A 25,991-nucleotide genomic window follows, 5' to 3' on the forward strand; every position below is an offset into this window, starting at 1 on the left:
TACAATTCGTTATAAAATATATTACAAATGTTACAAGAATATGAGAATTTAATGTAAAAAGCGCCATATATAGCGCTTTTTCTTTATTTTTGAATCAAAATGGCTCCCTTTATCCATTTTTTAGATAAAAAACGAATAACATCAGGCATAGAATAACTAGTAATGCTAAGGTATCTTTTAATCTCCACTGTAAACTCCGATAGCGCGTCCTTCCTTCCCCTCCTTTGTAGCCTCTCGCTTCCATCGCAATCGCAAGTGCATCTGCACGTTTAAAACTAGAAGCAAATAGAGGAATGAGGATAGGAATAAAGGAACGAATCCTTTTTAATAGATTTCCTTCTCCAAAATCTACACCACGCGCCCTTTGAGCATTCATGATTCGATTCGTATCATCCACTAAAGTTGGAACAAAGCGCAAACTCATAGATAGCATTAACCCAATTTCATGTGCTGGAACCTTAATCAATTTTAGCGGTGTGAGGATCTTTTCAACAGCATCTGCTAAACTTAATGGTGTCGTCGTCACTGTTAAAATCGTCGAATAAAAAATGATTAAAATAAACCTACAAAATATGATAGCAGCTTGCATCAATCCTTGATCGGTTAATTTTAAAAACCACCATTGATACAAAATTGTTCCTTGAGAGGTCGCAAATAATTGGAAAATAGTTGTAAAAGCAATGATAAAAATCATTGATTTTAAGCCTTTGACATAAAAACTAACCGAAATCCTCGTTAGATACATTAAAACAAAAATAAAACCAAAGAGAAGAACATTTGTCTGGATATTATTTGCCCAAAACAGAAGAAATATGAATAAAAACATTGAGAGCAACTTCCCACGAGGATCTAGTTGGTGGATAATGGAGTTTCCAGGAATATACCTTCCTAAAATCATATTATTCATGAAGTAACAGCTCCTTTAGTTCCTCAATTTTGATTGGTAGTCTGTCCAGAGGAAGTCCTCTTCGTTTCAATTGAAGAGCAAAATTCGTAATTTGTGGGACTCCTAATTGAAGCTTTTGTAAATACTCAACCTGTTGAAACACTTCCCTTGGGGATCCGTTTAGGACAAGTTTTCCCGCTTCCAAAGCAAATACGGTATCAGCAAAATTTGCTACATCATCCATCGTATGAGTTACCAGAACTAGGGTCATCCCATTTTTATGTAATGTTTCAAACAGCGCCATCAATTCCTTTCTTCCAGCAGGATCTAGCCCTGCTGTTGGCTCGTCCAATACTAAAATCTCTGGTTCAATAGCTAAAATACCCGCGATCGCAACCCGTCTCATTTGTCCACCAGATAGTTCAAATGGACTTTTATCATAGATAGACTCTTCTAAACCAACGATCGCTAATTTTTCTTTGGCTATTTCCTCCGCTTTGTCCTTAGGTACCCCAAAATTTTGTGGTCCAAAGGCTACATCAGCTAGAACAGTTTCCGCAAATAGCTGACTTTCTGGAAATTGAAAAACCAAACCGACTTTTTTTCTCAGGTACTTCATTTCTTTTGGCTCAGAATGATTATCTAAAACAAAATCTTCAAATTGAATCGTTCCTGTAGTCGGACGCAGTAAACCATTTAGTAATTGCAACAAAGTAGACTTGCCACTACCAGTATGCCCGATGATGGCTGTATAAGATCCATCTTTTATTTCCAAACTAATATCAGAAAGCGCCTGCCCTTCAAAAGGACTTCCCTCTTGATAAGTATAATAGACATTCTTTAAAGAGATTCCCATAGTTGGTCTAATAACTCACTTTCTGTTAGATAATCCTGTTTTAGCGGAAAATGCGAGCTGAGAGATTCTTGAACCTGCTTACTAAAAGGCTTATCTAGTCCAATCTCATTAAGGTCATTTCTTGAAAACAATTCCCGCGGCGTCATAGAAGACTCTAATTTTCCTTTTTGAAAGACGAGTGTTCGATCACTTAAGGCAATTTCGGTTAAATCATGGGTAATGGAGATAATTGTTAATTGAAATTTTTTCTGAAGTTCTCTCATTACCGCCATTAGATCCTCTCTGCCTTCTGGATCTAACATACTAGTTGCTTCATCAAGGATAATAATAGTTGGTCTCAAGGCGATAATACCTGCTATGGCCACCCGTTGCTTTTGACCACCTGACAAACGAGATGGTTCGCGATCTTTAAATTCCAGCATACCGACTTGCTCAATAGCCTTCTCCACACGTTGAAACATTTCTTCCCGTGGAATTCCTTGATTTTCTAAACCAAAGGCAACATCATCTTCTACTGTCGCACCAACAAATTGGTTGTCAGGGTTCTGAAATACAATCCCAATTTTACTACGAATTTCCCATATAGTTTCACGAGTCAGTTGTTTTCCATCAACGTAAATCTCACCAGACTCAGCTTCCAAAAGGCCATCAATCAGGCGTACAACTGTAGATTTCCCACTACCATTGTGTCCAACAATCGAAAGCCACTCTCCTTGTTTCACGTGAAACGAAACCGTGTCAATTTGATACTCTTCTACTGTTTTATCGTATCGAAAGGATACATTTTTTAGCTCAATCATCTGTTTCATTTATTTAAATGTGTCTTTAAAGAGATAGCTACTTCCCTTAAAGTAGTCGTAACCAGAATAAATTGTGAAAATCAATGCAATATAAAGCAACACTTGCCCTGGAAGTGTCCAATGGCAAAGCAAAAAGATAATGGCAAACATTTGGCTAAAGGTTTTAATTTTTCCTGGCATGGCTGCAGCAAGAACTGTACCACCTGTCTCAACAAGTAGAAGACGCAAACCAGTAACAGCTAACTCACGACAAATGATAACGGCTGCAATCCAAGCAGGAACCATTTTTAATTCAATCATCATGATAAAGGCTGACATAACCAATAATTTATCCGCCATTGGATCTGCAAATTTACCAAAATTACTAACCACATTCCATTTTCGTGCAAGAAAGCCATCCAAATAATCTGTAATACTTGCAATTGCAAAAATAACTGCTGCTACAATATGTCCTAGATAAGAATGACTTAAACTTAAAATAGCAATAAAAATAGGAATCATCACAACCCGAATTAATGTCAATGCATTAGGAATATTTTCTTTTTTCATACTTCCTCCAAAAAATAAACTATCTTTCCATCTATTTTACAGATGCTGTAAATCCATAAAAATATACGATATAAATCACAAAACCAAGAATAGCAAAGCTAATTAGTAGATAATACAAGATTGGTAACCAGCTTGCTTTCTGTCTTAATTTCCTTGAATGAAGCTCTTCGTCATCTACAAGGATTTCTTCATCAAATAACAACTCTTTTCCTTCACGAAAAGCTGTCAATAGAATGGACTCATCTAACCCCAAAGCCCATGATAGCTTTTTTAGATAGATCTGGGCATAAAACGGACTTGGTAGTAGATCAAACTCATCGTTTTCCAACGCTTCTATATAAGGAATTTCAATAGCTGTCTTATTTGACACGTCCTGTAAACTTAAATGTAAATTTACTCTTGACAGTCTTAATACCTGACCAATTGTTCTCTTCTTCATTTTTTCCCTTCTTGATATATTGTTTACTACTTTTGAAAAATCATATAGTCAACCATCTCAGCCTGATCAATGAATTTATGACCTAATTTGATGATATCTTGTAAACTAATACTTTGTAAAATCTTTGGAAGATCATAAGATGTGCTACCGTCTGAAAAATAATCAAACTGAGTTGCACTATACTCAAGCGAATTTAAACCTTGTAAGAAATCACCAAACATTTCGCTTTTAATCGTATCCAAATGTTCCTGATTCACATCTGGATCCTTATCAAATTGTTTGATAGCTGACCTAAATTGATGAGATAAGGAGACTGGTTCTTTGGTATCCATTGTCAAAATAACAAAATGAAATAATTCTTCAACCTCGACTTCGAGTGTCAATGAGTTGTCAATCTTCCCTGCTTCATATAAACTTTGAAACCGTTGCGAAGTCCAACCAAACATCATCGAAAATAGTAATTTTAACATTAATTTATAGCGAAATTTTTCCTCTTCTTTAATGTCATCATTTCCCCGAATTCCAATTGCCAATTTAGGAGTCGCCACATCCATTCTGCAGGATTGATTCAGTTTCACTTCGTTTTTTTCTACAGGAAAACGTTCCATCTTGATCGAAGGAAGTTGGGAAATTTGATCATATTCTTTTAAAACTTGTAATATCGGATCAACATCGAATTTTCCTATCACTAATAAGTGCATTTGAGAGGGATGATAGAATAGATCAAAATTTTCATGGAGATTATCGATTGTAATATCAGAAATTGAGTCTCTTGTCCCAGCAATATCATCTGCTAACGGTGTTCCCGGATATAAATTTTCTAAAGCACCAAAAAATAATCGATAGTCTGGACTATCTTGGTACATTCCAATCTCTTGTTGAATGATTTCTCTTTCCTTAGATACAGATTTTTCTGTAAAGGAAGCCTTTGAAACCATCTCCAATAACAATTGAATATTTTCAGGGACTTTTGAAGTTGTTGAAAAAAGATAACTTGTCTTTGTAAAGCTTGTAAAGGCATTACTTTCCGATCCTAAATGAACAAATTTTGTTAGATAATCTTGACCTTTTTCATCTTCAAATACTTTGTGTTCTAGAAAATGAGCAATTCCTGCAGGATATTGTCTTTCATCACCATTCACTAGAATTCGTGTGTCCACTGAACCGAATTTGGTTGTAATCATTCCATAGGTTTCATAATAATCTTCTTTTGGGATTAAATGAATGGTCAATCCGTTTGACAAGCGTGTAAAGTAGACCTGCTCGCCTACTGATTCATAGTATTTTTCTTTAATTTTCAATCTTTACACTACTTTCCTTCTATAAAATAAACAGACTGTAAATTAATTGTTTTTGCCGTCTCAATAATTTCTTCTTTACTAACCTTATTGATAGATTCTAACCACTCTTCTAGAGAAAGAACCTTCTTTCCAAGCATCGTTTTCAGATATTCCCTTTCAATCAGGGTATTTTGTCTATCCTGTGCTAATAAGGTCGTATTTATCAACATTTCTTTTGTCAATTGAAGCTCTGACTCTGTAAACTTGCCTCGTTTTAAATCATTCAACTGTTTCATAATCAAAGTCATTACTTTGGTACGAGATCCCTTATCAATGCCTGCAAAAACTCTCATAAAGCCTGTAAAAATATCAAAATGGCTAGAGATGGTATAAGCAAGACCTTCTTTCTCACGAATTACTTGAAAAAGTCTTGAATGCGAGAAAGCTCCCAGCATCCCATTTAATACAACTAGTGGGATATGGAGAGATTCTCCATACTGGGTAGAAAAATGATAACCTAATTCTAAAATAGATTGTTGATTTTGTTTTTGCTCTAACTTTTCTCTAACAACATTTGTAAAAGGTTGTTGATAGTTGACAGACAAATTGTTATCACGTGGCTTGAATTCAAACTGGTTCACTCGATCCACAATAGCGACCTCATTAAAATCGCCTATGAAAAAGAAGTCAATGTTATCTAATTGGAGCATCTGATGAAACTGTTCAAGAGAACTTTGAGCTGTCTCTTGTCTCACTAAATCAACTTTCCCCAATCTTGACATCCCGATTGTTTCGTCTTCAAAAAATAGTTGATTCAATTGCCCATGTGCATAATAATAAGGCTCTTCAATTTCCGACTCCAAATCGGAAATTGTATTTTTCTTTTCAACGTCAAAGGTATCACTGTCAAAGTGATCTTCTACTACCAAAGGTAAAAAGAAGATGGTTTCTATAATGTCCAAAACCTCATCAGTAAGAACATTTTTCTTGCTTAAAAAATCATCGCGCACAAAGGAAATATTCAAATCAACATAATGAACACGCCCCCTCTTAGAGACTGAGGTTGACAATTCTACCCCGTATAGACTCGCTAATTTTTCACGGAATAATTGTGAAGTTGGATATTTTTGATTTGCAGTTTCCATCATACAAGCTGCCAAAACACGCGCAGCCACGGTATTTTCATCTAATGGCGATGAAAAACGGACCTTAATTTTATTGGTTTTAAATTTTTTTGATTGAAGAAAGTGAAGATTCACGCCCTTTACTAATTCCATTTTCATCCTCGTTCTACTCAATAGTAACTTTCATTATAACACGAAATCACACTAAAATCCTAATTCAAACTGTGAAAAAGCTTCTCAAATCACTCAACATTCTCTACCCTAGATAAACTAAAAATATGGTATAATAACACGCAAAGAGGTGAACTATGAATTACAAATTATTTGATGACTTTATTACATTGCAAGCAATCTTAAAAGAACTCGGTATTATACAGAGTGGTGGTGCAATCAAAGCCTTTCTTCAAGAAAAAGAAGTCTTTGTTAATGGTGAATTAGAACAACGGAGAGGCCGTAAACTTCGTGTCAACGATCAAATTAACATTCCTGAACTGAGCATGACTATCACCATTCTTGAACCTTCTCAAGAGGAAATAGAAGAGCATCTTAAAGAGAAGGAAGAAAAGGAACGTGTTGCTGAACTTGTCAAGCAACTCAATCAACAACAAAAGAAACAACCGACAAAGACTAACAAAAAAGAAAAAGCAATTCGCTTTCCTGGTATCTCCTAATGTGGTTAAAACAGTTATCCATTCAACATTTTCGTAATTATCAAGAACTTGAAGTCGAGTTTCATCCTGGATTAAATATTTTCCTAGGTCAAAATGCTCAAGGAAAGACCAATATTCTCGAATCAATTTATTTTCTAGCTTTAACCAGAAGTCATCGAACACGAAATGATAGAGATCTCATCTATTTTGAATCCACAGATTTTAAAGTTTCTGGTCAATTACAAAGAGAAACTGGTCCTCTTCCATTGGAAATCTCCTTGACACCAAAAGGTCGGATAACTAAGGTAAATCATTTGAAACAAGCCAAATTATCGAACTATATTGGCCATATGAATGTTGTCCTTTTCGCACCCGAAGATTTGCAACTGATCAAAGGATCACCTGCAGGACGTCGAAAATTTATTGACATTGAATTAGGTCAGATGAAACCTCTCTATTTATCCGACTTATCTCAATACAACCATGTACTGAAACAAAGAAATAGTTACCTAAAAAATTCGGAAAAAATTGATGCTACATTTTTGGAAGTCTTAGATTCACAACTAGCTAGTTTTGGAAGTCGCGTCATCTATCATCGGCTTGAGTTTATTAAAAAATTAGAAGCTAAAGCAAAAGAAAAACACACTCGACTTTCTGACAACAAAGAAGACCTATCGATTCAATATCAGTCAACTGTTTTTTCTGAAGATGGAAATGATATAGAAGAGCAGTTTCTCTCTATGTTGGAAAAAAACCGTCAGAAGGATATTTTTAGAAAAACAACAAGCATTGGACCCCACAGGGATGATTTGGCATTTTTTATCAATAATATGAATGCTACCTTTGGTAGTCAAGGCCAACATCGAAGTGTTGTTCTCTCTCTAAAATTAGCAGAAATCGAATTGATGGAAGAAATCACAAGAGAAAAGCCTATTTTATTACTTGACGATGTCATGAGCGAACTTGACAATTATCGTCAACTTCAACTACTTGAAACTATCTCTAATAATATTCAAACATTTATTACAACGACAACTCTTGATCATTTAAAAGAACTGCCTGAGGAGTTGAAAATTTTTACTATTCAAGCCGGTCATATCAAAACAGCATCTTGACAATACCGTCAAGATGCTGTTATTTTTGTTTACAAATGTGTAAATTTATTGTGCTGAGTAGTTAGGCGCCTCGTTTGTAATTTGCACATCATGAGGATGGCTTTCTTTCAATCCGGCACCACTCATTTCGACAAATTGTGCATGATCATGTAAATCTTGAATAGTTGCTGCACCAACATAACCCATACCTGAACGAATACCACCGATCATTTGGAAGACCATATCTGCTACAGATCCTTTATAAGCAACGCGTCCTTCAATTCCTTCAGGGACCAATTTATTGGCTTCATTGACAGATCCTTGGAAGTAACGGTCGCTAGAACCTTTCTTCATTGCTGCAATAGATCCCATACCACGGTATGTTTTAAATTTACGACCTTGGAAGATTTCTGTTTCACCTGGTGCTTCATCTGTACCTGCAAGCATTGAGCCAAGCATAACCGCATTTCCACCAGCTGCGAGTGCTTTGACAATATCTCCTGAATACTTGATACCACCATCAGCAATGATCGTTTTTCCATATTCACGAGCTACAGCGGCTGCATCATAAATGGCAGTCACTTGAGGAACACCAACCCCTGCAACAACACGAGTTGTACAGATTGATCCTGGACCAATTCCGACCTTAACTACATCTACCCCTGCATCAAATAATGCACGAGCACCTTCAGCAGTTGCAATATTTCCTGCAATCAAGGTACGATCTGGGAAGTGAGCACGAATTTCTGCAATCTTACGAAGAACACCCGCAGAATGTCCATGAGCAGTATCAATGACAATTGCGTCTGCACCAGCTTCAAAAAGAGCTTCTGCACGTTCAAAAGTATCTGAAGTAACCCCTACGGCACCAGCCACAAGCAAACGACCAAATTCATCCTTAGCCGCATTTGGGAACTCGATAACTTTTTCAATATCTTTGATTGTAATCAAGCCAGAAAGACGACCATTTTCATCTACCAATGGTAATTTTTCAATACGGTGCTCTTGTAGAATGCGTTCAGCTGTTTCCAAATCAGTTCCAACCGGTGCAGTCACCAAATTTTCACTTGTCATATGATTTGAAATAGGTTGATTGTAATCAGAAATAAAACGCAAATCCCGGTTTGTAAGGATACCAACTAATTTACGATTTTCAAGTGTTTCAACAACAGGAACACCACTGATTCGGTATCGTCCCATCAACTCATCTGCTTCTGCAATTGTATGAGACGGAGTCAAATAGAACGGATCAATGATAACCCCATTTTCAGAGCGTTTTACTTTGCGTACTTCATCTGCCTGTTGCTCAATTGACATGTTTTTATGGATAACACCAAGTCCACCAGCACGTGCCATAGCAATTGCCATTTGACTTTCAGTCACCGTATCCATAGCAGCAGTAATGATTGGGATATTCAAGCGTAAATTACTTGCTAATTGTGTACTTAAATCTGCATCATTAGGCAATACGTGACTTTCTGCTGGAATCAAAAGCACGTCATCGAATGTAAACCCTTTTTTTAAAAACTTTGTGTCCCAATTAGACATTAGCTGGATCCTCTTTTCTTTTTATTTGAGCAAGGCTCGAATTTTTATTGTTAATATCATACCATTCTATGGCAATTTGTCAATCATTTATTGGTAAATTATCAATGAGCAGTAAAGAAATGTTCGCTATTAATGAAGTCGTTTTATTTTTTAAAATAGGTAATTCCCATCGCAGATTTTACTTCATCCAGTGTTTGAGCTGCTACATTTCGAGCGCGCTCACTTCCTTTTTCAAGAATAGAGTAGACTTCGCCCATATCCTTTGCAAACTCAAGACGTCTTTCACGAATCGGTCTTAATTCACGATCTAAAATTTCTAAAAGATATCGTTTGGTCTTTACATCACCAAGTCCACCACATTGATAATGTTCTTTCATTTCTGCAATTTCAGCTACATCTTCTGGACGGCCAAATACATCCAGGTAATGAAAGACCATATTACCTTCAATTTTTCCTGGATCCTCTACTTTAATATGATCAGGATCAGTATACATACTCATCACTTTTTTCTTTAAAGTATCTGCATCATCAGCTAGGTAAATGCCATTATTCAACGATTTAGACATTTTAGCATTTCCATCTAAACCAGGTAAGCGCCCTGCTGCTTCATTTTCAGGATAAATCCCTTCTGGCTCCACCAAAGTATCTGTATTGTAAGCATGGTTAAAGGAACGAACAATCTCACGAGTTTGTTCAATCATTGGCTTTTGGTCATTTCCTACCGGAACATAATTCGCTTTAAATGCCGTAATATCGGCTGCTTGCGAAATAGGGTATACCAAAAATCCTGTAGGTATACTCTCACCAAAACCTTTTTGAGAAATCTCGGTTTTTACAGTTGGGTTTCTTTCAAGTCGTGCCAAAGATACAAGATTCATGTAGTACATGGTCAATTCTGCCAATTCAGGAATCTGACTTTGAATGAAAATCGTTACTTTTTCAGGATCTAGTCCAGCTGCAAGATAGTCCAAAGCGACATTTCCAATAGACTCCACAATCGTTTTTGGATCTTTTGCATGATCCGTCAAAGCTTGCTGGTCTGCCAAAAAAACAAACATATTATATTCGTCTTTATTCTGTAGCAAGACCCGATTTTTTAAAGAACCAACATAGTGGCCAATGTGGAGTTTTCCTGTTGGTCTATCTCCTGTCAAAATGATGGGTTTTGTCATATTCTTCTCCTTAATCGTTATCCCTATCATTATAGCACTTTCTGGTTCAAAATGTTAGTCTATCCTCTATGTTTGTAATGAATTAAAAGTTTACTACTTTGTCAACTTAATTTACAGGGTTGTAAAAATAAATTGACACTAAAAAAGTTGAATTTTCCCCTATTTTCTAGTAAAATTAAGACATTATAGAAAGAGGAGAAAATCATTGCTTACAGTATCAGACGTCTCACTACGTTTTAGTGATCGAAAATTGTTTGACGATGTCAATATCAACTTTACAGAAGGAAATACATACGGTCTTATCGGTGCCAATGGTGCTGGAAAGTCAACCTTTTTAAAAATTTTAGCTGGAGATATTGAACCAACAACTGGTCATATTTCTCTTGGCCCTGATGAACGTTTGTCCGTTTTGCGTCAAAATCACTTTGACTACGAAGACGAACGGGTCATTGATGTTGTGATTATGGGAAATGAAAAGCTCTACAACATTATGAAAGAGAAAGATGCTATCTACATGAAAGAAGATTTCTCTGATGAAGATGGTGTCCGTGCAGCTGAACTTGAAGGTGAATTTGCCGAACTCGGTGGATGGGAAGCAGAAAGTGAAGCATCTCAATTGCTTCAACATCTAAATATTTCAGAAGACCTTCATTATCAAACTATGAGCGAGTTAGCCAATGGGGATAAAGTGAAAGTTCTCCTAGCTAAGGCACTTTTTGGTAAACCAGATGTTCTTCTTTTGGACGAGCCGACCAATGGATTGGATATCCAATCCATTACCTGGTTAGAAGATTTTCTGATTGATTTTGAAAATACAGTTATAGTTGTATCCCATGACCGCCACTTTTTGAATAAAGTCTGCACTCATATGGCGGATCTCGACTTTGGAAAAATCAAACTTTACGTCGGAAACTATGATTTCTGGAAAGAATCTTCTGAACTTGCAGCAAAATTACAAGCAGATAGAAATGCAAAAGCTGAAGAAAAAATTAAACAATTACAAGAGTTTGTCGCACGTTTCTCAGCCAACGCTTCAAAATCAAAACAAGCAACTTCGCGTAAAAAAATGCTTGACAAGATTGAACTTGAAGAAATTGTTCCATCTAGTCGGAAGTACCCATTTATCAACTTTAAAGCAGAACGTGAAATTGGTAACGATCTCTTGACAGTTGAAAATCTTTCTGTCAAGATTGATGGAGAAACCATCCTTGACAATATCAGCTTTATCTTACGTCCTGGTGACAAAACCGCCCTTATCGGACAGAACGATATTCAAACAACCGCTTTGATCCGTGCATTGATGGATGATATTGAATATGAAGGAACTGTCAAGTGGGGAGTTACAACTAGTCGATCTTATCTACCAAAAGACAACAGCCGGGATTTTGCAGGTGGTGAAAGTATTCTTGATTGGCTTCGTCAATTTGCAAGTAAAGAAGAAGATGACAATACTTTCCTTCGTGGTTTCTTAGGACGTATGCTCTTTTCGGGTGACGAAGTTAACAAGTCTGTCAACGTCTTGTCAGGGGGAGAAAAAGTTCGTGTCATGTTGTCTAAATTGATGCTCCTCAAGTCAAATGTTCTTGTACTGGATGATCCAACCAATCACTTGGATTTGGAGTCTATTTCAAGTTTGAATGATGGATTGAAGAATTTTAAAGAATCGATTATCTTTGCCAGCCATGACCACGAATTCATTCAAACACTCGCCAACCATATTATCGTTCTTTCAAAAAACGGCGTAATCGATCGCATTGATGAAACCTATGATGAGTTTCTTGAAAATGAAGAAGTTCAAGCAAAAGTGAAAGAACTTTGGAGTCAATAATAAAAATAAAGAGCCCTGGAATAATGATTTCAGGCTCTTTCAGTAGAAATATATGAATAAAACAAAGCTAAAAACATCCCTTTTTATAGTATCTTCTTTCCTGATTCCAGCTATCATAATGTTCTTTATTTACCTTTCACAAGGAATCTACTGGAACAGTGATACATCCCCATTGTTAGGAGATGGTTATCATCAGTATGTCATTTTTGATACTACACTTCGAAATATTTTACATGGGACAGATAGCCTATTTTACAGTTTTCAAAGTGGACTAGGTATTAATTTCTATGCACTCAGTAGCTATTATCTAGGAAGTTTCTTTTCTCCTCTTGTATACTTCTTTAATGTACAATCCATGCCGGATGCTGTTTACCTCATCACTCTTCTTAAATTTGGAGCAATTGGGCTAAGCGCTTATATTAGTCTACATGGAATCTTTTCTAAAATCCCTAGATGCCTGGTTCTTACTCTTTCAACCTCATTTGCTCTTATGAGCTTTGCCATCAGTCAAATTGAAATCAAAACTTGGCTAGACGTTTTTATCTTGGCACCATTAATTCTTTATGGATTCAAAAAACTAATTTACAATGAGGGAGAGGTTCTCTACTTTATCAGCTTAACCAGCTTGTTTATCCAAAATTATTATTTTGGATTTATGATGTCTATTTTTCTCATTTTATGGTACTTGACACAACTGTCATGGAACATCAAAAAAATTGGAAAACGGTTCTTTCATTTTGTGATTGTATCTCTTTTATCAGTTATAACAAGTCTTGTGATGTTATATCCTACCTTCTTAGATTTACGCACTCATGGAGAAAGTTTTTCAAAGGTTGACAGTATCTTTACAGAAAAAAGTTGGTATCTTGATGTATTTGCAAAAAATTTCATTGGAAGTTTTGACACTACTAAATATGGATCAATTCCAATGATCTACGTGGGATTATTTCCACTTCTATTAGCGATCACCTTTTTCTTTGTAAAGTCGATCAAGTTTCACGTGAAACTTTCTTACATTATACTCTTGACCATTCTTATTTTGAGTTTTCGTTTTCAATTATTAGATCTCCTTTGGCAAGGTATGCACGCGCCAAATATGTTTCTTCATCGATACTCTTGGATCTTTTCTTTGACGATTATTCTAATGGCAGGAGAAGTACTAAATCGAATAGAGGAGATCACTTGGATTCGTTTTAGTTTTGCTAATTTCCTCCTCATTCTAGGATTTGGAGCAACTGTCCTTTACAGCAATCACTATAAATTTTTAGATGCAGTCAATTTCATTGTTACTTTTGAATTTTTAATTGCTTTCTATTTGGTCTGTTTAGGATTTATCCTAAAAAAAATACCGCCTAGACTTTTCTATCTTTCGATCCTTTTTTTCTCCATCTTTGAATTATCGGTGAATAGTTATTATCAAATGGAAGGAATTGCGAATGAATGGGTCTTTGCTTCTCGGTCATCCTACGAACGCGACTTAAAAGCCATCCAATCCTTAGTAAGAAGGAAGACAGACTCAAATTATCGGACTGAGATTCTACAGCCACAAACGGGCAATGATAGTATGAAGTATGGTTATAATGGAATTTCTCAATTTTCATCTGTACGAAATACGGATGCGAGCTCGACATTGGACAAACTTGGATTTAAATCTGAAGGAACCAATCTCAATCTTAGGTACCAAAATAATTCTATTTTAATGGATAGTCTATTTGGTGTTCGCTATAATTTGAGCCAACAACCTGTTCAAAAATTTGGATTTAAAGAGATTGCAACCAAAAATGGAGTCTCACTTTCAGAGAACGAATATGCCTTACCAATCGCCTTTTTGTCAGCAAAAACTTATAAAAATGCTTCCTTTGCAAATTTAACACTGGATAATCAAACACGATTCATCCATCAAATCACGGATGAAAAATATAAATTTTATAAGAAATTAAATATTCTGTCGCATACTTCACAAAATACTACATCTTCGTTGCAAACTGCAAAAATTGAAGAAGATAGTCATCTATCCTACGCAAGTATTCAATATGAAGTAATGGTTCCTGCCCATAGCCAACTATATGTCAATGTTCCAAATTTACAATTTTCAAATGATGATCGGAAAGAGATTGAAATCAGCTACAATGGACAGAACCAACGCTATACTATTGATAACGCCTTTCCATTCTTTTCGATTGGCCATTTTGACACAGGGGAAACAGCTACTATTCGTATGAGTTTTCCAGAAAATTCGACAGTCTCCTTTGATACACCAGAATTTTTTGCTCTGGATCTTGACCAATATACACAGGCTATCACCACCATTCATCAACAAGAAGTTGCCATTCACAAAAATAAAAATAAAGTAGTAGCAGCCTATAACGCAGATAGAGATACTACCCTTATTTTTACACTTCCTTATGATAAAGGCTGGTCAGCTAAACAAAATGGAAAGCCTATCCAAATTCATCGCATCCAGAAAGGATTGATGGGAGTTCGTGTTTCAAAAGGATCCGGAACAGTCACCTTAACATTTGTTCCCCAAGGATTCATTGAAGGACTCATTGCCTTTTTCGTTGGAATCATTCTCTTTTTCCTCTACGAATGGAGACAAATAAAAAGACGAAAAAGCTAAGGAATCTAACCATCGTTCACTTATAAATAAAAGGCTAGGATAGCAATTATCCTAGCTTTTTCAAAATAAAAAAACACCCAAATGGGTGCTATACTAGCTCCGCCAGTAGGACTCGAACCTACGACATCATGATTAACAGTCATGCGCTACTACCAACTGAGCTATGGCGGAATGAGATATAGTCCGTACGGGATTCGAACCCGTGTTACCGCCGTGAAAAGGCGGTGTCTTAACCCCTTGACCAACGGACCATATATTCATTAACAGAACATATCTCATTATATCAGAATATAACTAATTGTCAAGCACTAAATTCTAAATTTTGCTCTTCAATTAATTTTTTGACACGTTTGATATTACTTCTTGAAATTGGACAAGAATACCCTTCTTTCAACAGCAGCTGTTTCTTTTTCTTATCCATTCCAATGATCATACTTCTATTTACGATAAAAGATTGATGAGGACTAAAATATCTCTCCTCCACATCCTTCTCCAAGACATCTGATAAACTTCCTGCAATTTCTTTTTGAAAATTTTTCCCAACTAAGTTTAATTTATAAGCTGAACCAACCGTTTCGATATAAAGAATATCCTTAAATGGAATTTTAATTTTTTTATCTTTAAAATCATACTCGAAATAATCTGTCAAATCATCATTTCCAATTTGAATAGTTGTCAAGTACTCAATACACTCCTTAATTTTTAATCTAAATAAATCTTCATTCAAATTTTTATCAATAAAATCCAAGGCAGATACTTTATAACGATAGGTAATAGAAGCAAATTCCGATTTTGTAGTAATAAAAACAATAATGGCATAAGGATTTGCTTCTCGTATTTTTTGAGCAATTTCTAGCCCACAATACTCATTGTCTTGGATGTGAATATCTAGAAAATATAATTGGTGGATCTCAGAATGCTGGATATAATTTTCAAATTCCGTAATTTTACCGGTAGAAATCACTTCAAGTTTAATTTCTAATTCCTTAGCAATTTCTGCAATATGTTTTTCTACCCGTATCTGTTGAGAGAGCTCATCTTCTAATAAAAAAATCTTCATTCTTGTTCATATCCTCCAATCTTCAAAACTTGTAAAAAACGATTTCCTTGCAATTCCGTTTCTAAAAACATCGTTCCATAATTTGCTAAGATTTTTCTCACATTATTTAATCCTAGTCCTCTGTTTTCTCCTTTTGTCGAATACCCTTCTTCATATATTTTTCTTATATCAAAAGTGATTTCGTTTGTCGTATTATGAATCACTAAGTAAACAATTTTTGAAATGGAGAAAATAGCAATATGAACCTTCTTTTCTTCTGCTTCTTTTGAAGCTTCCAAAGCATTCGTCACTAGAATCCCAACAATTCTCACGATATCCAATAAATCGACTGGTAGTTGCTCAATTGGTTCACTTGTTTCAAAGGTCATTTCTACCCCAGCATCTCTTGCATCCAACCAACCTCGAATCAAAATACTTCGTAAAGCAGAATCTCTTATATTGACTAAATTAAATCCTGATAATTCTTCTGCGTTAATTTTTTTATAACTTTTTTCCAATACTTCTCTATGGATTCTTCGAATTTCTGGAATATTTTCTTCCTCAATGGCTAGTGACATAGAAATAACTAAATTTCCTAAATCATGACGAAAACCCCTTACAATAGAATAGAGACTTTGAATCTCAGCCATATAACGACTCATTTGTTGCTCAGAAAATTCTTTATACTCCAGTTCCAAATTTTTTCGATACTGATCTCGCTCAATTTTCATGTGGAATAGGCTGACTACAAAAGTGAAAAAACAAATCGTTGCCAACATACTTCCAAAATTTTTAAATTGCGCTTGTTCACTAATCCATAAAGCAAAATTGATCACTACAAATATAGCAAAATAGACAGAAATCAATATCTTTAAATACTTTTCAAATTCTTCTTCATAAAAAGGAGTGAAATCAAATTCAAATAAGTCAATTAACTTCAAAATGATTCCTAAAGAAACCAAACGAATAAACATATTATAAACAATCGAATGAGCTGCTACAAAAGCATCTCCTATTACTGAAGAGACAATAATCGTCAGAAATGTTGCTGTTCCTTCAACCGCTAAATAAGTAAAAAAAGAATAAAAAATAGAACACAAACGATTCGTTCGATTTGCATAATGATAATAAGGGTATAAATAAACCGGCCACAAGAGCATATTCAAATCGGAAAGTTGAATATTTGAAAATAAAGTCATGTCTAAAAATACTAAAAGGCTCTCAAAGAGTAAAACAAAGGTACTCAGAAGAAAGATATACGGAAATCGATGTTCTTGATATATTTTTTCGTCTACTAATGCAAACGTCAGAACAATGATCCCCCCTAAAATAAAGGACAAGACTAATGACTGAAACACACAAACTCTCCCACTCTGTTTTTCTATTTTATTATACTCTGGTATTATTATAAAAAAATAAATTTTTATATACAAAAATTATAATATAAAATAGAATAAAATTAAAGGGATCAGATGAAATTGTAATGTTTTTAATGAATTTGTTACACGATTGAAAACTACTTTACATGATTTTTATAATTTAAAATCATTACTATCTAGGGATTTTAACTATTTTTAAGAAAATTATGACTTGTTTTTTTAAAAATTTTTATCTTTCTATTCCATTTTTACAAAAAATAAGCAATGATGAAATAATATACATTTTGTAAAAAAAAAACGTAGTACAAACCACGTTTTTTATTTGATCCCAGCAGGATTCGAACCTGCGACCGTTCGCTTAGAAGGCGAATGCTCTATCCAGCTGAGCTATGAGACCGAACTTACTTCATTTTAGCAGAAAAAGGAAGGAGCGTCAAGGTTATTTATGGTAAGGACTCCCCTGTTGAATCATGAAAGCACGATAGATTTGTTCCACCAACACTAATTTCATCAACTGATGAGGAAGAGTTAATTGACCAAAGCTCATTAATAGATTTCCTCTTTTTTTCACTTCAGGAGACAGACCAAGACTGCCTCCAATAACAAAAGTAAGGTTTGAATAACCAGATGTCATAATCTGGTCAATCGTTTGACTAAATTTCTCTGAAGGAAATTGTTTTCCTTCGATGGCCAATACAATCACATATTCCTTATCTGAAATTTTAGAGAGAATTCGTTCCCCCTCTTTTTCAAGAATTTGTTGATTTTCGAGTTGACTAGCACGATCTGGAGTTTTTTCATCAACTAACTCAACCTGTTCTACTTTTGCAAATCGACCAAGCCTTTTAATATACTCCGCGATCCCATCTTTTAAGTATTTTTCTTTTAATTTTCCAACGGTTATCAATTTTATTTTCATTCCCCTATTGTAGCATAATTCTTCAATTCCACAAATAATCCACAGCTATAGAAAGGAAATCTATTCTATAAAGTCCTTTTTAAAGCCATTTCTCAACTAATTTCTACAAGTTATCCACAAATTGTGGATAACTTTAGTTATTTAAGATATAATTAAGAAAGTTTGTCTATACTTTAGACAATTTGATAGCCTTAGGAGGAAAATATGAAATCTTCATCTAATTTACTGAAAAAAGTTGGGAACATAGCCCTCATTTTTGTTGTAGGTTTTCTAGGTGGGATTCTTGGAACCTTTTTAACCTTAAAAACATCTCATTCTTCTACTTCAAATACTGAAAGTAAGCAAGTCCACTCAACCACTGTTAAAACAGCTTATAAAAACACAACCTCAACTAGTGAGGCCGTCGATAAGGTGAAAAATGCTGTAGTTTCTGTGATTACTTATTCTGATTCTTCGAATCAAGGGTTATTTGAAAAAGAAGAAAACTCTGATTCACAAATTTCTAGTGAAGGTTCTGGGGTCATTTATAAAAAAGAAGGAAAATATGCCTACCTTGTTACCAACACCCATGTAATCAATGGTGCTAAAAAAGTAGATATTCTTTTAGCAGATGGGAATAAAGTCCCCGGAGAAGTAGTTGGGTCAGATGTCTATTCTGATATTGCAGTCGTTCGTATTAGTGCGGATAAAGCAAAAGCAGTAGCTGAATTCGGAGATTCAAACCAATTAACAGTCGGTGAGACTGCAATTGCAATTGGTAGCCCTCTTGGAACAGATTATGCTAATTCTGTTACCCAAGGAATTATTTCCAGCCAAGGCCGCAATGTGAAATTGAAAGCCGATAATGGACAAAATATCTCTACACGCGCCCTACAAACAGACGCAGCCATCAACCCAGGAAACTCTGGAGGTCCATTAATCAATATTCAAGGACAAGTCATTGGGATTACCTCAAGTAAAATTTCAAATAACGGACAAACTTCAGTAGAAGGAATGGGATTTGCAATTCCTGCAAATGATGTTGTCAATATTATCAAGCAACTAGAAGAAAAAGGAAAAGTAGTTCGACCAGCTCTTGGAATCCAAATGATGGATTTATCCAACCTTTCAACTTCTGATTTAAGCCAATTAAAACTACCTGAAAAAATCTCTGGAGGAGTACTGGTTCGTTCAACACTTGAAAATATGCCTGCTTCAGATAAATTGCAACGCTACGATGTGATCACAAAGATCGACGATACAGATATCGAGTCAACTGCAGATTTACAATCTGCCCTCTATTCTCACCAAATCAATGATACGATCAAGGTCACATTCTATCGTGATGGAAAACAACAAACAACTTCTATCAAGTTAACAAAATCAACTGAGGATCTTAGTGAGTAATTCTTATCCTCTTGACATACTTGTAAACACACCTTTACGAATTTGTAAAGGTGTGTTATTCTATTCATAAGATGGAAAAATTAGAAAAGATAGCGGTAAAGGACATTCGAACTAATCCTTTCCAACCAAGAAAAGTATTTGATCAAGAAAAATTAGAAGAACTGGCTCAGTCAATCAAAGAAAATGGCTTAATTCAACCCATTATTGTCAGAAAATCTCCAATAATTGGTTTTGAATTGCTTGCAGGTGAAAGACGTTTTAGAGCTTCAAAAATTGCTGGATTAGAGCTTGTTCCTGCGATTATTAAAGAGTTAACGGATCAAGAAATGATGCGACAAGCCATTATCGAAAATCTTCAACGAGAAGATCTCAATCCAATCGAAGAAGCTATATCCTACCAGAAACTAGTTGATCATGGCTATAAGCACGACCAAATCGCTCAATTTATGGGAAAATCTAGACCCTATATCAGCAATATGCTTCGCTTGTTACATCTAGCTCCCTCTGTTCAAGAAGCAGTCATTCAAAATGATATTTCTTCGGCTCACGCTCGTGTTCTTGTTCCTCTTGATGAAAAAGAGCAATGCTTTTGGTTGGAGCGAATCAAACAGGATCATTTAAATGTTCGAACATTAGAAAACAAGATCAGTTCAAAAAGAAAACAGAAAAATAAAAGAGTAAAAGAAAACTTCCTACTAGAAGAGGAACAACGATTGAAAAAAATATTAGGAACAGATGTGACGATACACTCCTCTTCTCAAAATAAAGGAACTATCCAAATTTCTTTTTCAAGTCTTGATGAATACCAACGAATTATCAACAGCCTCAAATAAGGCTGTTATTTTTATTTTTGTATCGACAAGCTTTTCCACCATAAAAATCTTTTACAAATAGTAGAAGAACAGGGATATTCTCTAGTTATCCCCACTTTGTGGATAACTTTTAAAAACAATGTGAATTCAAATCCACAACTTGTGGAAAAGTTTTAAAATATAATTTACTTCCTAAAAATTTAGCCTGTGGAAAACTATTTTCGTTTGTGGTAGAATAGGAGTAAGTACGATTTGATACAATTCCAGAAAAGGAGGGGAGTCTTATAGTGTCACAAGAAGAGCAATTTTGGACTCGTTTTTTAGAATTAGCCCAATTACAACTAAAAGATAGTGCGTATGACTTTTTTGTCGCCGATTCAAAATTAGTTAAAATCGATGGAGAGACAGCTACCATTTATCTTGATGGTAATTATAAAGAATTATTTTGGGAAACAAATCTAAAAAACGCTTTGATCACAGCCAGTTTTGAAGTCTACAATACAGATTTAAAATTCCAGTTTATTTTTGAAGATCTCGAAGAACTTCCTAACAGTCATAGCAGTGAGAATAGGAGACTATCTTCAGGTAGCTTGACAACCGAACCGTTGCCTAAAATTGATACAGGTCTGAAATCGAAGTATACCTTTGATAATTTTGTGCAAGGAGATGGAAATATTTGGGCTAAAGCAGCAGCGCTTGCAGTTTCTGAAAATCTTGCAACAACTTACAACCCTCTCTTTATCTATGGTGGACCAGGGCTTGGAAAGACTCACTTACTGAATGCAATTGGAAATCAAATCCTAGAAAATATTCCCAATGCACGGGTCAAGTATGTCCCAGCAGAAACCTTTATTAATGAATTTTTAGAGCACCTTCGATTAGGAGAAATGAAGACTTTCAAGAATACCTATCGAAGTCTTGATCTTTTATTAATCGATGATATCCAGTCACTTGGTGGGAAAAAAGTAACCACTCAAGAGGAATTCTTTAATACTTTTAATGCCCTCCATAGCGACAACAAACAGATTGTTCTAACAAGCGATCGAAGTCCAGATCATTTAGATAGTCTCGAAGAGCGGTTGGTTACTCGTTTCAAATGGGGATTAACGCAAAATATAACACCACCTGATTTTGAAACTCGAATTGCCATCTTACGGAATAAAATTGAAGATCTAGACTATATTTTTCCTAATGACACACTTGAATATCTAGCTGGTCAGTTTGATTCAAATGTCCGAGACTTAGAGGGTGCCTTAAATGATATTTCCTTAATGGCAAAGGTGAAAAAACTAAAAGAAATTACGATCGATGTTGCAGCTGAAGCTATTCGAGCTCGTAAAAACGACAGTAGCCAGATGCTTGTCATCCCCATTGAAAAAATTCAAGAAGCTGTAGGGGCTTTCTATGGAGTCAGTGTAAAAGAAATCAAAGGTTCTCGAAGAGTTCAGAATATTGTCCTAGCACGACAAGTAGCCATGTATCTTTCAAGAGAGATGACGGACAACTCACTTCCTCGAATCGGAAAAGAATTTGGAGGAAAAGACCACACAACTGTGATTCATGCCTATGAAAAAATTAAAAGTATGGTAGACACGGATGATAATCTACGACTTGAAATCCAAAGTATCAAGAAAAAATTAAATTAATCTGTGGATAACTTTCTCTAAACCTCTAGGGGTTATTCACATTTTTTTAACAAGTAACTATTCAATTCGTATATAGGGTTCCGAGAGTTTTCCACAATTTTCACACAACCTACTATTACTATTAACTTACTAATAATAAAATAATAAAAAGGAAAGACCATGATAAATTTCTCTATTAATAAAACTTTATTTTTACAAGCACTAAATACTACAAAAAGAGCTATCAGTTCAAAAAATGCTATTCCAATCCTCTCCACGATTAAAATTGATGTAACTCCAGAAGGAGTTGCCTTATCTGGATCGAATGGCCAAATTTCGATTGAAAACTTTATTTCTATCAAAGATGAAAATGCTGGTTTATTGGTGACTTCTCCAGGTTCTATTTTATTGGAAGCAACTTTCTTTATTAATGTGGTTTCAAGTTTACCAGATGTTACTTTAGATTTTAAAGAGATTGAACAAAAACAGGTTCTTTTAACAAGTGGAAAATCAGAAATTACACTTAAAGGAAAAGATGCAGATCAATATCCACGTATTCAAGAAATTGTTGCAAGTAATCCATTAGTTTTGGAAACAAAATTATTAAAACAATTAATTAATGAAACGGCATTTGCAGCAAGTGTACAAGAAAGTCGTCCAATTTTGACAGGTGTTCACTTTGTTTTATCAGATAATAAAGATTTAAAAACAGTGGCAACTGATTCTCACCGTATGAGTCAAAAAGTGATTACACTGGAGAAAAATGGAGACAACTTTGATGTTGTCATCCCAAGTCGTTCTCTTCGTGAATTCACCTCTGTCTTTTCTGATGATATTGAAACAGTTGAAGTTTTCTTTGCTAACAATCAAATTCTCTTTAGAAGTGAACACATTAGTTTCTATACCCGTTTGCTAGAAGGAAATTACCCTGACACAGACCGTCTGATTCCAACAGAGTTCAATACAGAGGCAACCTTCAATGTGGCTAACCTTCGATTTGCAATGGAGCGTGCTCGTCTTCTTTCAAATGCGACTCAAAACGGAACGGTTAAATTAGAATTCAAAAATGGGGTGGTTTCTTCCCATGTTCATTCACCAGAAGTTGGACGAGTAAATGAAGAGATCGATACTAGCGCCGTTTCAGGAGAGGATTTGTCCATTAGCTTTAATCCAACTTATTTGATTGAGGCGCTCAAAGCTATTGACAGTGAACAAGTTGTTATTCGCTTTATTTCTTCTGTTAGACCGTTTACATTGGTTCCAGAAGGAAATGAACAAGGGTTCATTCAATTAATTACGCCAGTTCGCACAAATTAACAAAGGTGAATCATGTATACGTTAGGTGATTTTGTAGAAATGAAAAAGCCACACGCTTGTGTGATAAAAGAAACAGGCAAGAAGGCAAATCGTTGGGAAATTACGCGACTTGGTGCAGACATAAAAATTAAGTGTAGCAATTGTGATCATGTGGTCATGATGAGTCGCCATGATTTTGAACAGAAAATGAAGAGAGTATTATGAAAGGTTCGGTCACTTATGTGACCGAACCTTTTCGATTATTTTAATTCTTCAAATTTTCCATTTTTAACTTCTTTGAAACCACTTTGTTTCATCAGATCTACAGTTGATTTGTAGCTGATATAGTCGACTTTTTTATCTTGTTGTGTTGTTACTAATTTCTTTTCAATTAGTTGATCTAAGTCTGCCTTTTCATAATTTAGTGTTGTTTTTTCAACCATATAATCGTCTTTGTATTCAGCAGAATGTGTGAATCCTTTGACATCCTTGTATTCTTCATCATATTTATCGATCATTTCCTTTAATTGATCTTTCGTAACTCCCGCTTCTTTGTAATAAATAGTAGTGGTGGTTTGGTTACTGATCGCTTTATCTCCTTTATGTTCTATTGTAATACGAACATCTGTTTTCTTTTCTTGGCTGATTCCCTGAAGATAGGATTTTTGAACAGATTGTTGTCCACAAGCTCCAAGAAGAAAGAGAGTAAAGATAGCAATTAAAGAAAGAAAAATAGATTTCCATGTTTGTTTTTTCATCTGAAAAACTCCTTTGTTCATTGTTAAATAGAGTATACCATATTTATCTTTTTAGAACGTTACAGTTTGATGAAAAATCTAGTTTCAAAGGTCATGAAATATTTCATTTTTCATCACTTGTCTTTTGAATTATGTTATAATGAAAGAGATTGAAATTTGAACGGAGAAAAAAGAAAAATGGCATTAACAGCAGGTATCGTTGGCTTACCAAATGTTGGTAAATCAACCCTATTTAACGCAATTACAAAAGCAGGAGCAGAGGCCGCAAACTATCCCTTTGCAACTATTGATCCTAATGTCGGGATGGTAGAAGTTCCAGATGAACGACTTCAAAAATTAACTGAAATGATTACTCCTAAGAAGACGGTTCCTACAACATTTGAATTTACAGATATTGCGGGGATCGTTAAAGGGGCTTCTAAAGGAGAAGGACTTGGTAATAAATTCTTGGCTAACATCCGTGAAGTAGATGCCATTGTCCATGTGGTACGTGCTTTTGATGATGAAAATGTCATGCGGGAGCAAGGTCGTGAAGATGCCTTTGTCGATCCACTGGCAGATATTGATACCATCAATTTAGAATTAATTTTAGCCGACTTAGAGTCTGTCAATAAACGCTATGCGCGTGTAGAAAAAATTGCTCGCACACAAAAAGATAAGGATTCTGTTGCGGAATTTAATGTTCTACAAAAAATCAAACCAGTTCTTGAAGATGGAAAATCAGCTCGGACCATTGAATTCACGGAGGAAGAACAAAAAGTGGTGAAAGGACTTTTCCTTTTGACTACCAAACCAGTTCTTTATGTAGCAAATGTGGATGAAGATGTTGTTGCAGATCCAGACTCTATTGACTATGTGAAGCAAATTCGTGACTTTGCGGCAACAGAGAATGCGGAAGTAGTGGTGATTTCTGCGCGTGCTGAGGAAGAAATTTCTGAGCTAGATGATGCAGATAAACAAGAATTTTTAGAGGCGATTGGCCTAACAGAGTCTGGAGTTGATAAACTTACGCGTGCAGCTTATCACTTGTTGGGACTTGGCACTTATTTCACAGCTGGTGAAAAAGAAGTGCGTGCTTGGACCTTCAAACGTGGCATGAAAGCTCCTCAAGCAGCTGGAATCATCCACTCTGATTTTGAAAAAGGATTTATTCGTGCCGTGACCATGTCCTATGATGATTTGGTCAAATACGGTTCTGAAAAGGCTGTTAAAGAAGCAGGACGCTTGCGCGAAGAAGGAAAAGAATATGTTGTCCAAGATGGGGACATCATGGAATTCCGTTTTAATGTATAAGAGAGTTAAAAAAATGTAAAGGTTGGAAAAAATATTTCCAACCCTTTTAGTGTTTTGAAAGGAAAGAGATGACGAAATTAATTGTTGGATTGGGAAATCCAGGTGATAAGTATTTTGAAACGAAACACAATGTAGGCTTTATGTTAGTTGATCAAATGGCAAAGTCTTTAAATCTTACTTTCTCCCATGATAAGATTTTTCAAGCTGATATCGCCTCAACATTTTTGAATAGAGAAAAGGTCTATTTTGTAAAGCCAACCACTTTTATGAATGATAGTGGAAAAGCAGTTCATGCCCTTCTGACTTATTATGGTCTGGATATTGAAGATCTTTTGGTTATTTACGATGATTTAGATATGGAAGTTGGCAAGATTCGTCTTCGAGCTAAAGGATCAGCTGGAGGTCATAACGGAATTAAATCGATTATTAATCATATTGGAACTCAGACTTTTTATCGAATTAAGATTGGAATTGGAAGACCTAAGCCGGGCAGGACAGTTGTTCATCATGTCTTAGGAAAATTTGATAAAGACGATTACATCACCATTCTACAAACAATCGATCGAGTAGAAGAAGCGGTTAACGATTACTTGGTAGAAGAAAATTTTGAAAGAAGCATGCAGAAATACAACGGGTAA

General features: G+C 35.3%; 24 protein-coding genes and 3 tRNA genes. 11 read left to right on the forward strand and 16 right to left on the reverse strand.

Going from position 1 to position 25,991, the window contains the following annotated elements:
* Positions 1–109: 109 nt before the first annotated feature.
* The 7 genes from PCY07_RS05690 to PCY07_RS05720 are packed head-to-tail and all read right to left on the reverse strand — an operon-like array spanning position 110 to position 6,087.
* Positions 110–907 carry an energy-coupling factor transporter transmembrane protein EcfT gene (locus PCY07_RS05690; RefSeq protein ID WP_049489116.1) on the reverse strand — a complete coding sequence of 266 codons (798 nt, stop codon included), beginning with the start codon at positions 905–907 and terminating at the stop codon, positions 110–112.
* Complete coding sequence (locus tag PCY07_RS05695) at positions 900–1,742, reverse strand: energy-coupling factor transporter ATPase (protein WP_049489115.1); 843 nt, start codon at positions 1,740–1,742, stop codon at positions 900–902. Before PCY07_RS05695 ends, PCY07_RS05690 begins: the two co-directional genes overlap by 8 nt.
* On the reverse strand, positions 1,727–2,551 hold the full coding sequence (locus PCY07_RS05700) for an energy-coupling factor ABC transporter ATP-binding protein (RefSeq protein WP_070587638.1): 825 nt from the start codon (positions 2,549–2,551) through the stop codon (positions 1,727–1,729). Before PCY07_RS05700 ends, PCY07_RS05695 begins: the two co-directional genes overlap by 16 nt.
* Positions 2,552–3,091, reverse strand: a complete 540-nt coding sequence (pgsA, locus tag PCY07_RS05705) for a CDP-diacylglycerol--glycerol-3-phosphate 3-phosphatidyltransferase (protein WP_003009208.1) — start codon at positions 3,089–3,091, stop codon at positions 2,552–2,554.
* A 31-nt stretch (positions 3,092–3,122) separates the two neighbouring features.
* On the reverse strand, positions 3,123–3,530 hold the full coding sequence (locus PCY07_RS05710) for a helix-turn-helix domain-containing protein (protein ID WP_013904360.1): 408 nt from the start codon (positions 3,528–3,530) through the stop codon (positions 3,123–3,125).
* A gap of 26 nt (positions 3,531–3,556) precedes the next feature.
* Positions 3,557–4,831, reverse strand: a complete 1,275-nt coding sequence (locus PCY07_RS05715) for a pitrilysin family protein (protein ID WP_003018391.1) — start codon at positions 4,829–4,831, stop codon at positions 3,557–3,559.
* Between the two features lie 8 nt (positions 4,832–4,839).
* Positions 4,840–6,087 (reverse strand): pitrilysin family protein, encoded by a 1,248-nt coding sequence (locus PCY07_RS05720; RefSeq protein ID WP_156671781.1) that lies wholly within the window; start codon positions 6,085–6,087, stop codon positions 4,840–4,842.
* A 155-nt stretch (positions 6,088–6,242) separates the two neighbouring features.
* Here PCY07_RS05720 and yaaA point away from each other — a divergent pair, with 155 nt between their 5' ends.
* The gene (gene yaaA, locus PCY07_RS05725) at positions 6,243–6,605 is read left to right on the forward strand and encodes a S4 domain-containing protein YaaA (protein WP_003018408.1); all 363 of its coding nucleotides are present in this window, start codon (positions 6,243–6,245) and stop codon (positions 6,603–6,605) included.
* The gene (recF, locus tag PCY07_RS05730) at positions 6,605–7,699 is read left to right on the forward strand and encodes a DNA replication/repair protein RecF (protein WP_013904362.1); all 1,095 of its coding nucleotides are present in this window, start codon (positions 6,605–6,607) and stop codon (positions 7,697–7,699) included. The genes yaaA and recF overlap by 1 nt, the downstream gene beginning before the upstream one ends.
* A 45-nt stretch (positions 7,700–7,744) precedes the next feature.
* On the opposite strand, the gene guaB is transcribed toward recF, so the two are convergent.
* Complete coding sequence (gene guaB / locus PCY07_RS05735; RefSeq protein WP_003009220.1) at positions 7,745–9,226, reverse strand: IMP dehydrogenase; 1,482 nt, start codon at positions 9,224–9,226, stop codon at positions 7,745–7,747.
* A 143-nt stretch (positions 9,227–9,369) separates the two neighbouring features.
* Entirely contained in the window at positions 9,370–10,398 is a 1,029-nt protein-coding gene (trpS, locus tag PCY07_RS05740) for a tryptophan--tRNA ligase (protein ID WP_195227664.1), read from the reverse strand.
* Between the two features lie 205 nt (positions 10,399–10,603).
* Between trpS and PCY07_RS05745 the strand changes: the two genes are divergently transcribed.
* Together PCY07_RS05745 and PCY07_RS05750 are read left to right on the forward strand one after the other, a co-directional pair.
* The gene (locus PCY07_RS05745; protein ID WP_013904364.1) at positions 10,604–12,226 is read left to right on the forward strand and encodes an ATP-binding cassette domain-containing protein; all 1,623 of its coding nucleotides are present in this window, start codon (positions 10,604–10,606) and stop codon (positions 12,224–12,226) included.
* A 52-nt stretch (positions 12,227–12,278) separates the two neighbouring features.
* Positions 12,279–14,846, forward strand: coding sequence for a YfhO family protein (locus PCY07_RS05750; protein WP_301355514.1), 2,568 nt, complete (start codon positions 12,279–12,281; stop codon positions 14,844–14,846).
* A 97-nt stretch (positions 14,847–14,943) separates the two neighbouring features.
* Here the strand turns inward: PCY07_RS05750 and PCY07_RS05755 are convergent.
* The 6 genes from PCY07_RS05755 to rlmH all read right to left on the reverse strand — a co-directional run bounded on the left by PCY07_RS05755 (position 14,944) and on the right by rlmH (position 18,183).
* Positions 14,944–15,017 (reverse strand) — tRNA-Asn (locus tag PCY07_RS05755).
* Between the two features lie 8 nt (positions 15,018–15,025).
* Positions 15,026–15,097, reverse strand: a tRNA-Glu gene (locus tag PCY07_RS05760).
* Positions 15,098–15,147: 50 nt separating this feature from the next.
* The gene (locus PCY07_RS05765) at positions 15,148–15,906 is read right to left on the reverse strand and encodes a response regulator transcription factor (protein ID WP_003018434.1); all 759 of its coding nucleotides are present in this window, start codon (positions 15,904–15,906) and stop codon (positions 15,148–15,150) included.
* The gene (locus PCY07_RS05770) at positions 15,903–17,243 is read right to left on the reverse strand and encodes a GHKL domain-containing protein (protein ID WP_003018423.1); all 1,341 of its coding nucleotides are present in this window, start codon (positions 17,241–17,243) and stop codon (positions 15,903–15,905) included. Before PCY07_RS05770 ends, PCY07_RS05765 begins: the two co-directional genes overlap by 4 nt.
* Before the next feature lie 344 nt (positions 17,244–17,587).
* Positions 17,588–17,661 (reverse strand) — tRNA-Arg (locus PCY07_RS05775).
* A gap of 42 nt (positions 17,662–17,703) precedes the next feature.
* Positions 17,704–18,183, reverse strand: coding sequence for a 23S rRNA (pseudouridine(1915)-N(3))-methyltransferase RlmH (gene rlmH, locus PCY07_RS05780; protein ID WP_003009233.1), 480 nt, complete (start codon positions 18,181–18,183; stop codon positions 17,704–17,706).
* A 204-nt stretch (positions 18,184–18,387) separates the two neighbouring features.
* Here rlmH and PCY07_RS05785 point away from each other — a divergent pair, with 204 nt between their 5' ends.
* The 5 genes from PCY07_RS05785 to PCY07_RS05805 all read left to right on the forward strand — a co-directional run bounded on the left by PCY07_RS05785 (position 18,388) and on the right by PCY07_RS05805 (position 23,527).
* Complete coding sequence (locus PCY07_RS05785; RefSeq protein ID WP_301355513.1) at positions 18,388–19,569, forward strand: S1C family serine protease; 1,182 nt, start codon at positions 18,388–18,390, stop codon at positions 19,567–19,569.
* Positions 19,570–19,640: 71 nt separating this feature from the next.
* Entirely contained in the window at positions 19,641–20,402 is a 762-nt protein-coding gene (locus PCY07_RS05790) for a ParB/RepB/Spo0J family partition protein (RefSeq protein ID WP_013904368.1), read from the forward strand.
* Positions 20,403–20,668: 266 nt separating this feature from the next.
* Positions 20,669–22,027 (forward strand): chromosomal replication initiator protein DnaA, encoded by a 1,359-nt coding sequence (dnaA, locus tag PCY07_RS05795; RefSeq protein WP_003018430.1) that lies wholly within the window; start codon positions 20,669–20,671, stop codon positions 22,025–22,027.
* Between the two features lie 159 nt (positions 22,028–22,186).
* Positions 22,187–23,323 (forward strand): DNA polymerase III subunit beta, encoded by a 1,137-nt coding sequence (dnaN, locus tag PCY07_RS05800; RefSeq protein WP_013904369.1) that lies wholly within the window; start codon positions 22,187–22,189, stop codon positions 23,321–23,323.
* A 12-nt stretch (positions 23,324–23,335) separates the two neighbouring features.
* On the forward strand, positions 23,336–23,527 hold the full coding sequence (locus tag PCY07_RS05805; protein WP_003018426.1) for a DUF951 domain-containing protein: 192 nt from the start codon (positions 23,336–23,338) through the stop codon (positions 23,525–23,527).
* A gap of 35 nt (positions 23,528–23,562) precedes the next feature.
* Here the strand turns inward: PCY07_RS05805 and PCY07_RS05810 are convergent, their stop codons facing one another.
* On the reverse strand, positions 23,563–24,060 hold the full coding sequence (locus PCY07_RS05810; protein WP_003018398.1) for a DUF1307 domain-containing protein: 498 nt from the start codon (positions 24,058–24,060) through the stop codon (positions 23,563–23,565).
* 177 nt (positions 24,061–24,237) lie between these two features.
* Between PCY07_RS05810 and ychF the strand changes: the two genes are divergently transcribed.
* Both ychF and pth read left to right on the forward strand, forming a co-directional pair.
* Complete coding sequence (ychF, locus tag PCY07_RS05815) at positions 24,238–25,353, forward strand: redox-regulated ATPase YchF (protein ID WP_003009244.1); 1,116 nt, start codon at positions 24,238–24,240, stop codon at positions 25,351–25,353.
* Positions 25,354–25,421: 68 nt separating this feature from the next.
* The gene (gene pth / locus PCY07_RS05820) at positions 25,422–25,991 is read left to right on the forward strand and encodes an aminoacyl-tRNA hydrolase (protein ID WP_301355511.1); all 570 of its coding nucleotides are present in this window, start codon (positions 25,422–25,424) and stop codon (positions 25,989–25,991) included.

This window comes from Streptococcus sp. SP1 (assembly GCF_030440005.1).
Taxonomy (GTDB): Bacteria; Bacillota; Bacilli; order Lactobacillales; family Streptococcaceae; genus Streptococcus; species Streptococcus parasanguinis.

Excerpts from the sequence above, each read along its gene's own strand:
- PCY07_RS05690 (WP_049489116.1), bottom strand. The coding sequence starts at position 907 with ATGAATAATATGATTTTAGGAAGGTATATTCCTGGAAACTCCATTATC.
- PCY07_RS05695 (WP_049489115.1), bottom strand. The coding sequence starts at position 1,742 with ATGGGAATCTCTTTAAAGAATGTCTATTATACTTATCAAGAGGGAAGT.
- PCY07_RS05700 (WP_070587638.1), bottom strand. The coding sequence starts at position 2,551 with ATGAAACAGATGATTGAGCTAAAAAATGTATCCTTTCGATACGATAAA.
- pgsA (WP_003009208.1), bottom strand. The coding sequence starts at position 3,091 with ATGAAAAAAGAAAATATTCCTAATGCATTGACATTAATTCGGGTTGTG.
- PCY07_RS05710 (WP_013904360.1), bottom strand. The coding sequence starts at position 3,530 with ATGAAGAAGAGAACAATTGGTCAGGTATTAAGACTGTCAAGAGTAAAT.
- PCY07_RS05720 (WP_156671781.1), bottom strand. The coding sequence starts at position 6,087 with ATGGAATTAGTAAAGGGCGTGAATCTTCACTTTCTTCAATCAAAAAAA.
- yaaA (WP_003018408.1), top strand. The coding sequence starts at position 6,243 with ATGAATTACAAATTATTTGATGACTTTATTACATTGCAAGCAATCTTA.
- recF (WP_013904362.1), top strand. The coding sequence starts at position 6,605 with ATGTGGTTAAAACAGTTATCCATTCAACATTTTCGTAATTATCAAGAA.
- guaB (WP_003009220.1), bottom strand. The coding sequence starts at position 9,226 with ATGTCTAATTGGGACACAAAGTTTTTAAAAAAAGGGTTTACATTCGAT.
- trpS (WP_195227664.1), bottom strand. The coding sequence starts at position 10,398 with ATGACAAAACCCATCATTTTGACAGGAGATAGACCAACAGGAAAACTC.
- PCY07_RS05750 (WP_301355514.1), top strand. The coding sequence starts at position 12,279 with ATGAATAAAACAAAGCTAAAAACATCCCTTTTTATAGTATCTTCTTTC.
- PCY07_RS05765 (WP_003018434.1), bottom strand. The coding sequence starts at position 15,906 with ATGAAGATTTTTTTATTAGAAGATGAGCTCTCTCAACAGATACGGGTA.
- rlmH (WP_003009233.1), bottom strand. The coding sequence starts at position 18,183 with ATGAAAATAAAATTGATAACCGTTGGAAAATTAAAAGAAAAATACTTA.
- PCY07_RS05785 (WP_301355513.1), top strand. The coding sequence starts at position 18,388 with ATGAAATCTTCATCTAATTTACTGAAAAAAGTTGGGAACATAGCCCTC.
- PCY07_RS05790 (WP_013904368.1), top strand. The coding sequence starts at position 19,641 with ATGGAAAAATTAGAAAAGATAGCGGTAAAGGACATTCGAACTAATCCT.
- dnaN (WP_013904369.1), top strand. The coding sequence starts at position 22,187 with ATGATAAATTTCTCTATTAATAAAACTTTATTTTTACAAGCACTAAAT.
- PCY07_RS05805 (WP_003018426.1), top strand. The coding sequence starts at position 23,336 with ATGTATACGTTAGGTGATTTTGTAGAAATGAAAAAGCCACACGCTTGT.
- PCY07_RS05810 (WP_003018398.1), bottom strand. The coding sequence starts at position 24,060 with ATGAAAAAACAAACATGGAAATCTATTTTTCTTTCTTTAATTGCTATC.
- ychF (WP_003009244.1), top strand. The coding sequence starts at position 24,238 with ATGGCATTAACAGCAGGTATCGTTGGCTTACCAAATGTTGGTAAATCA.
- pth (WP_301355511.1), top strand. The coding sequence starts at position 25,422 with ATGACGAAATTAATTGTTGGATTGGGAAATCCAGGTGATAAGTATTTT.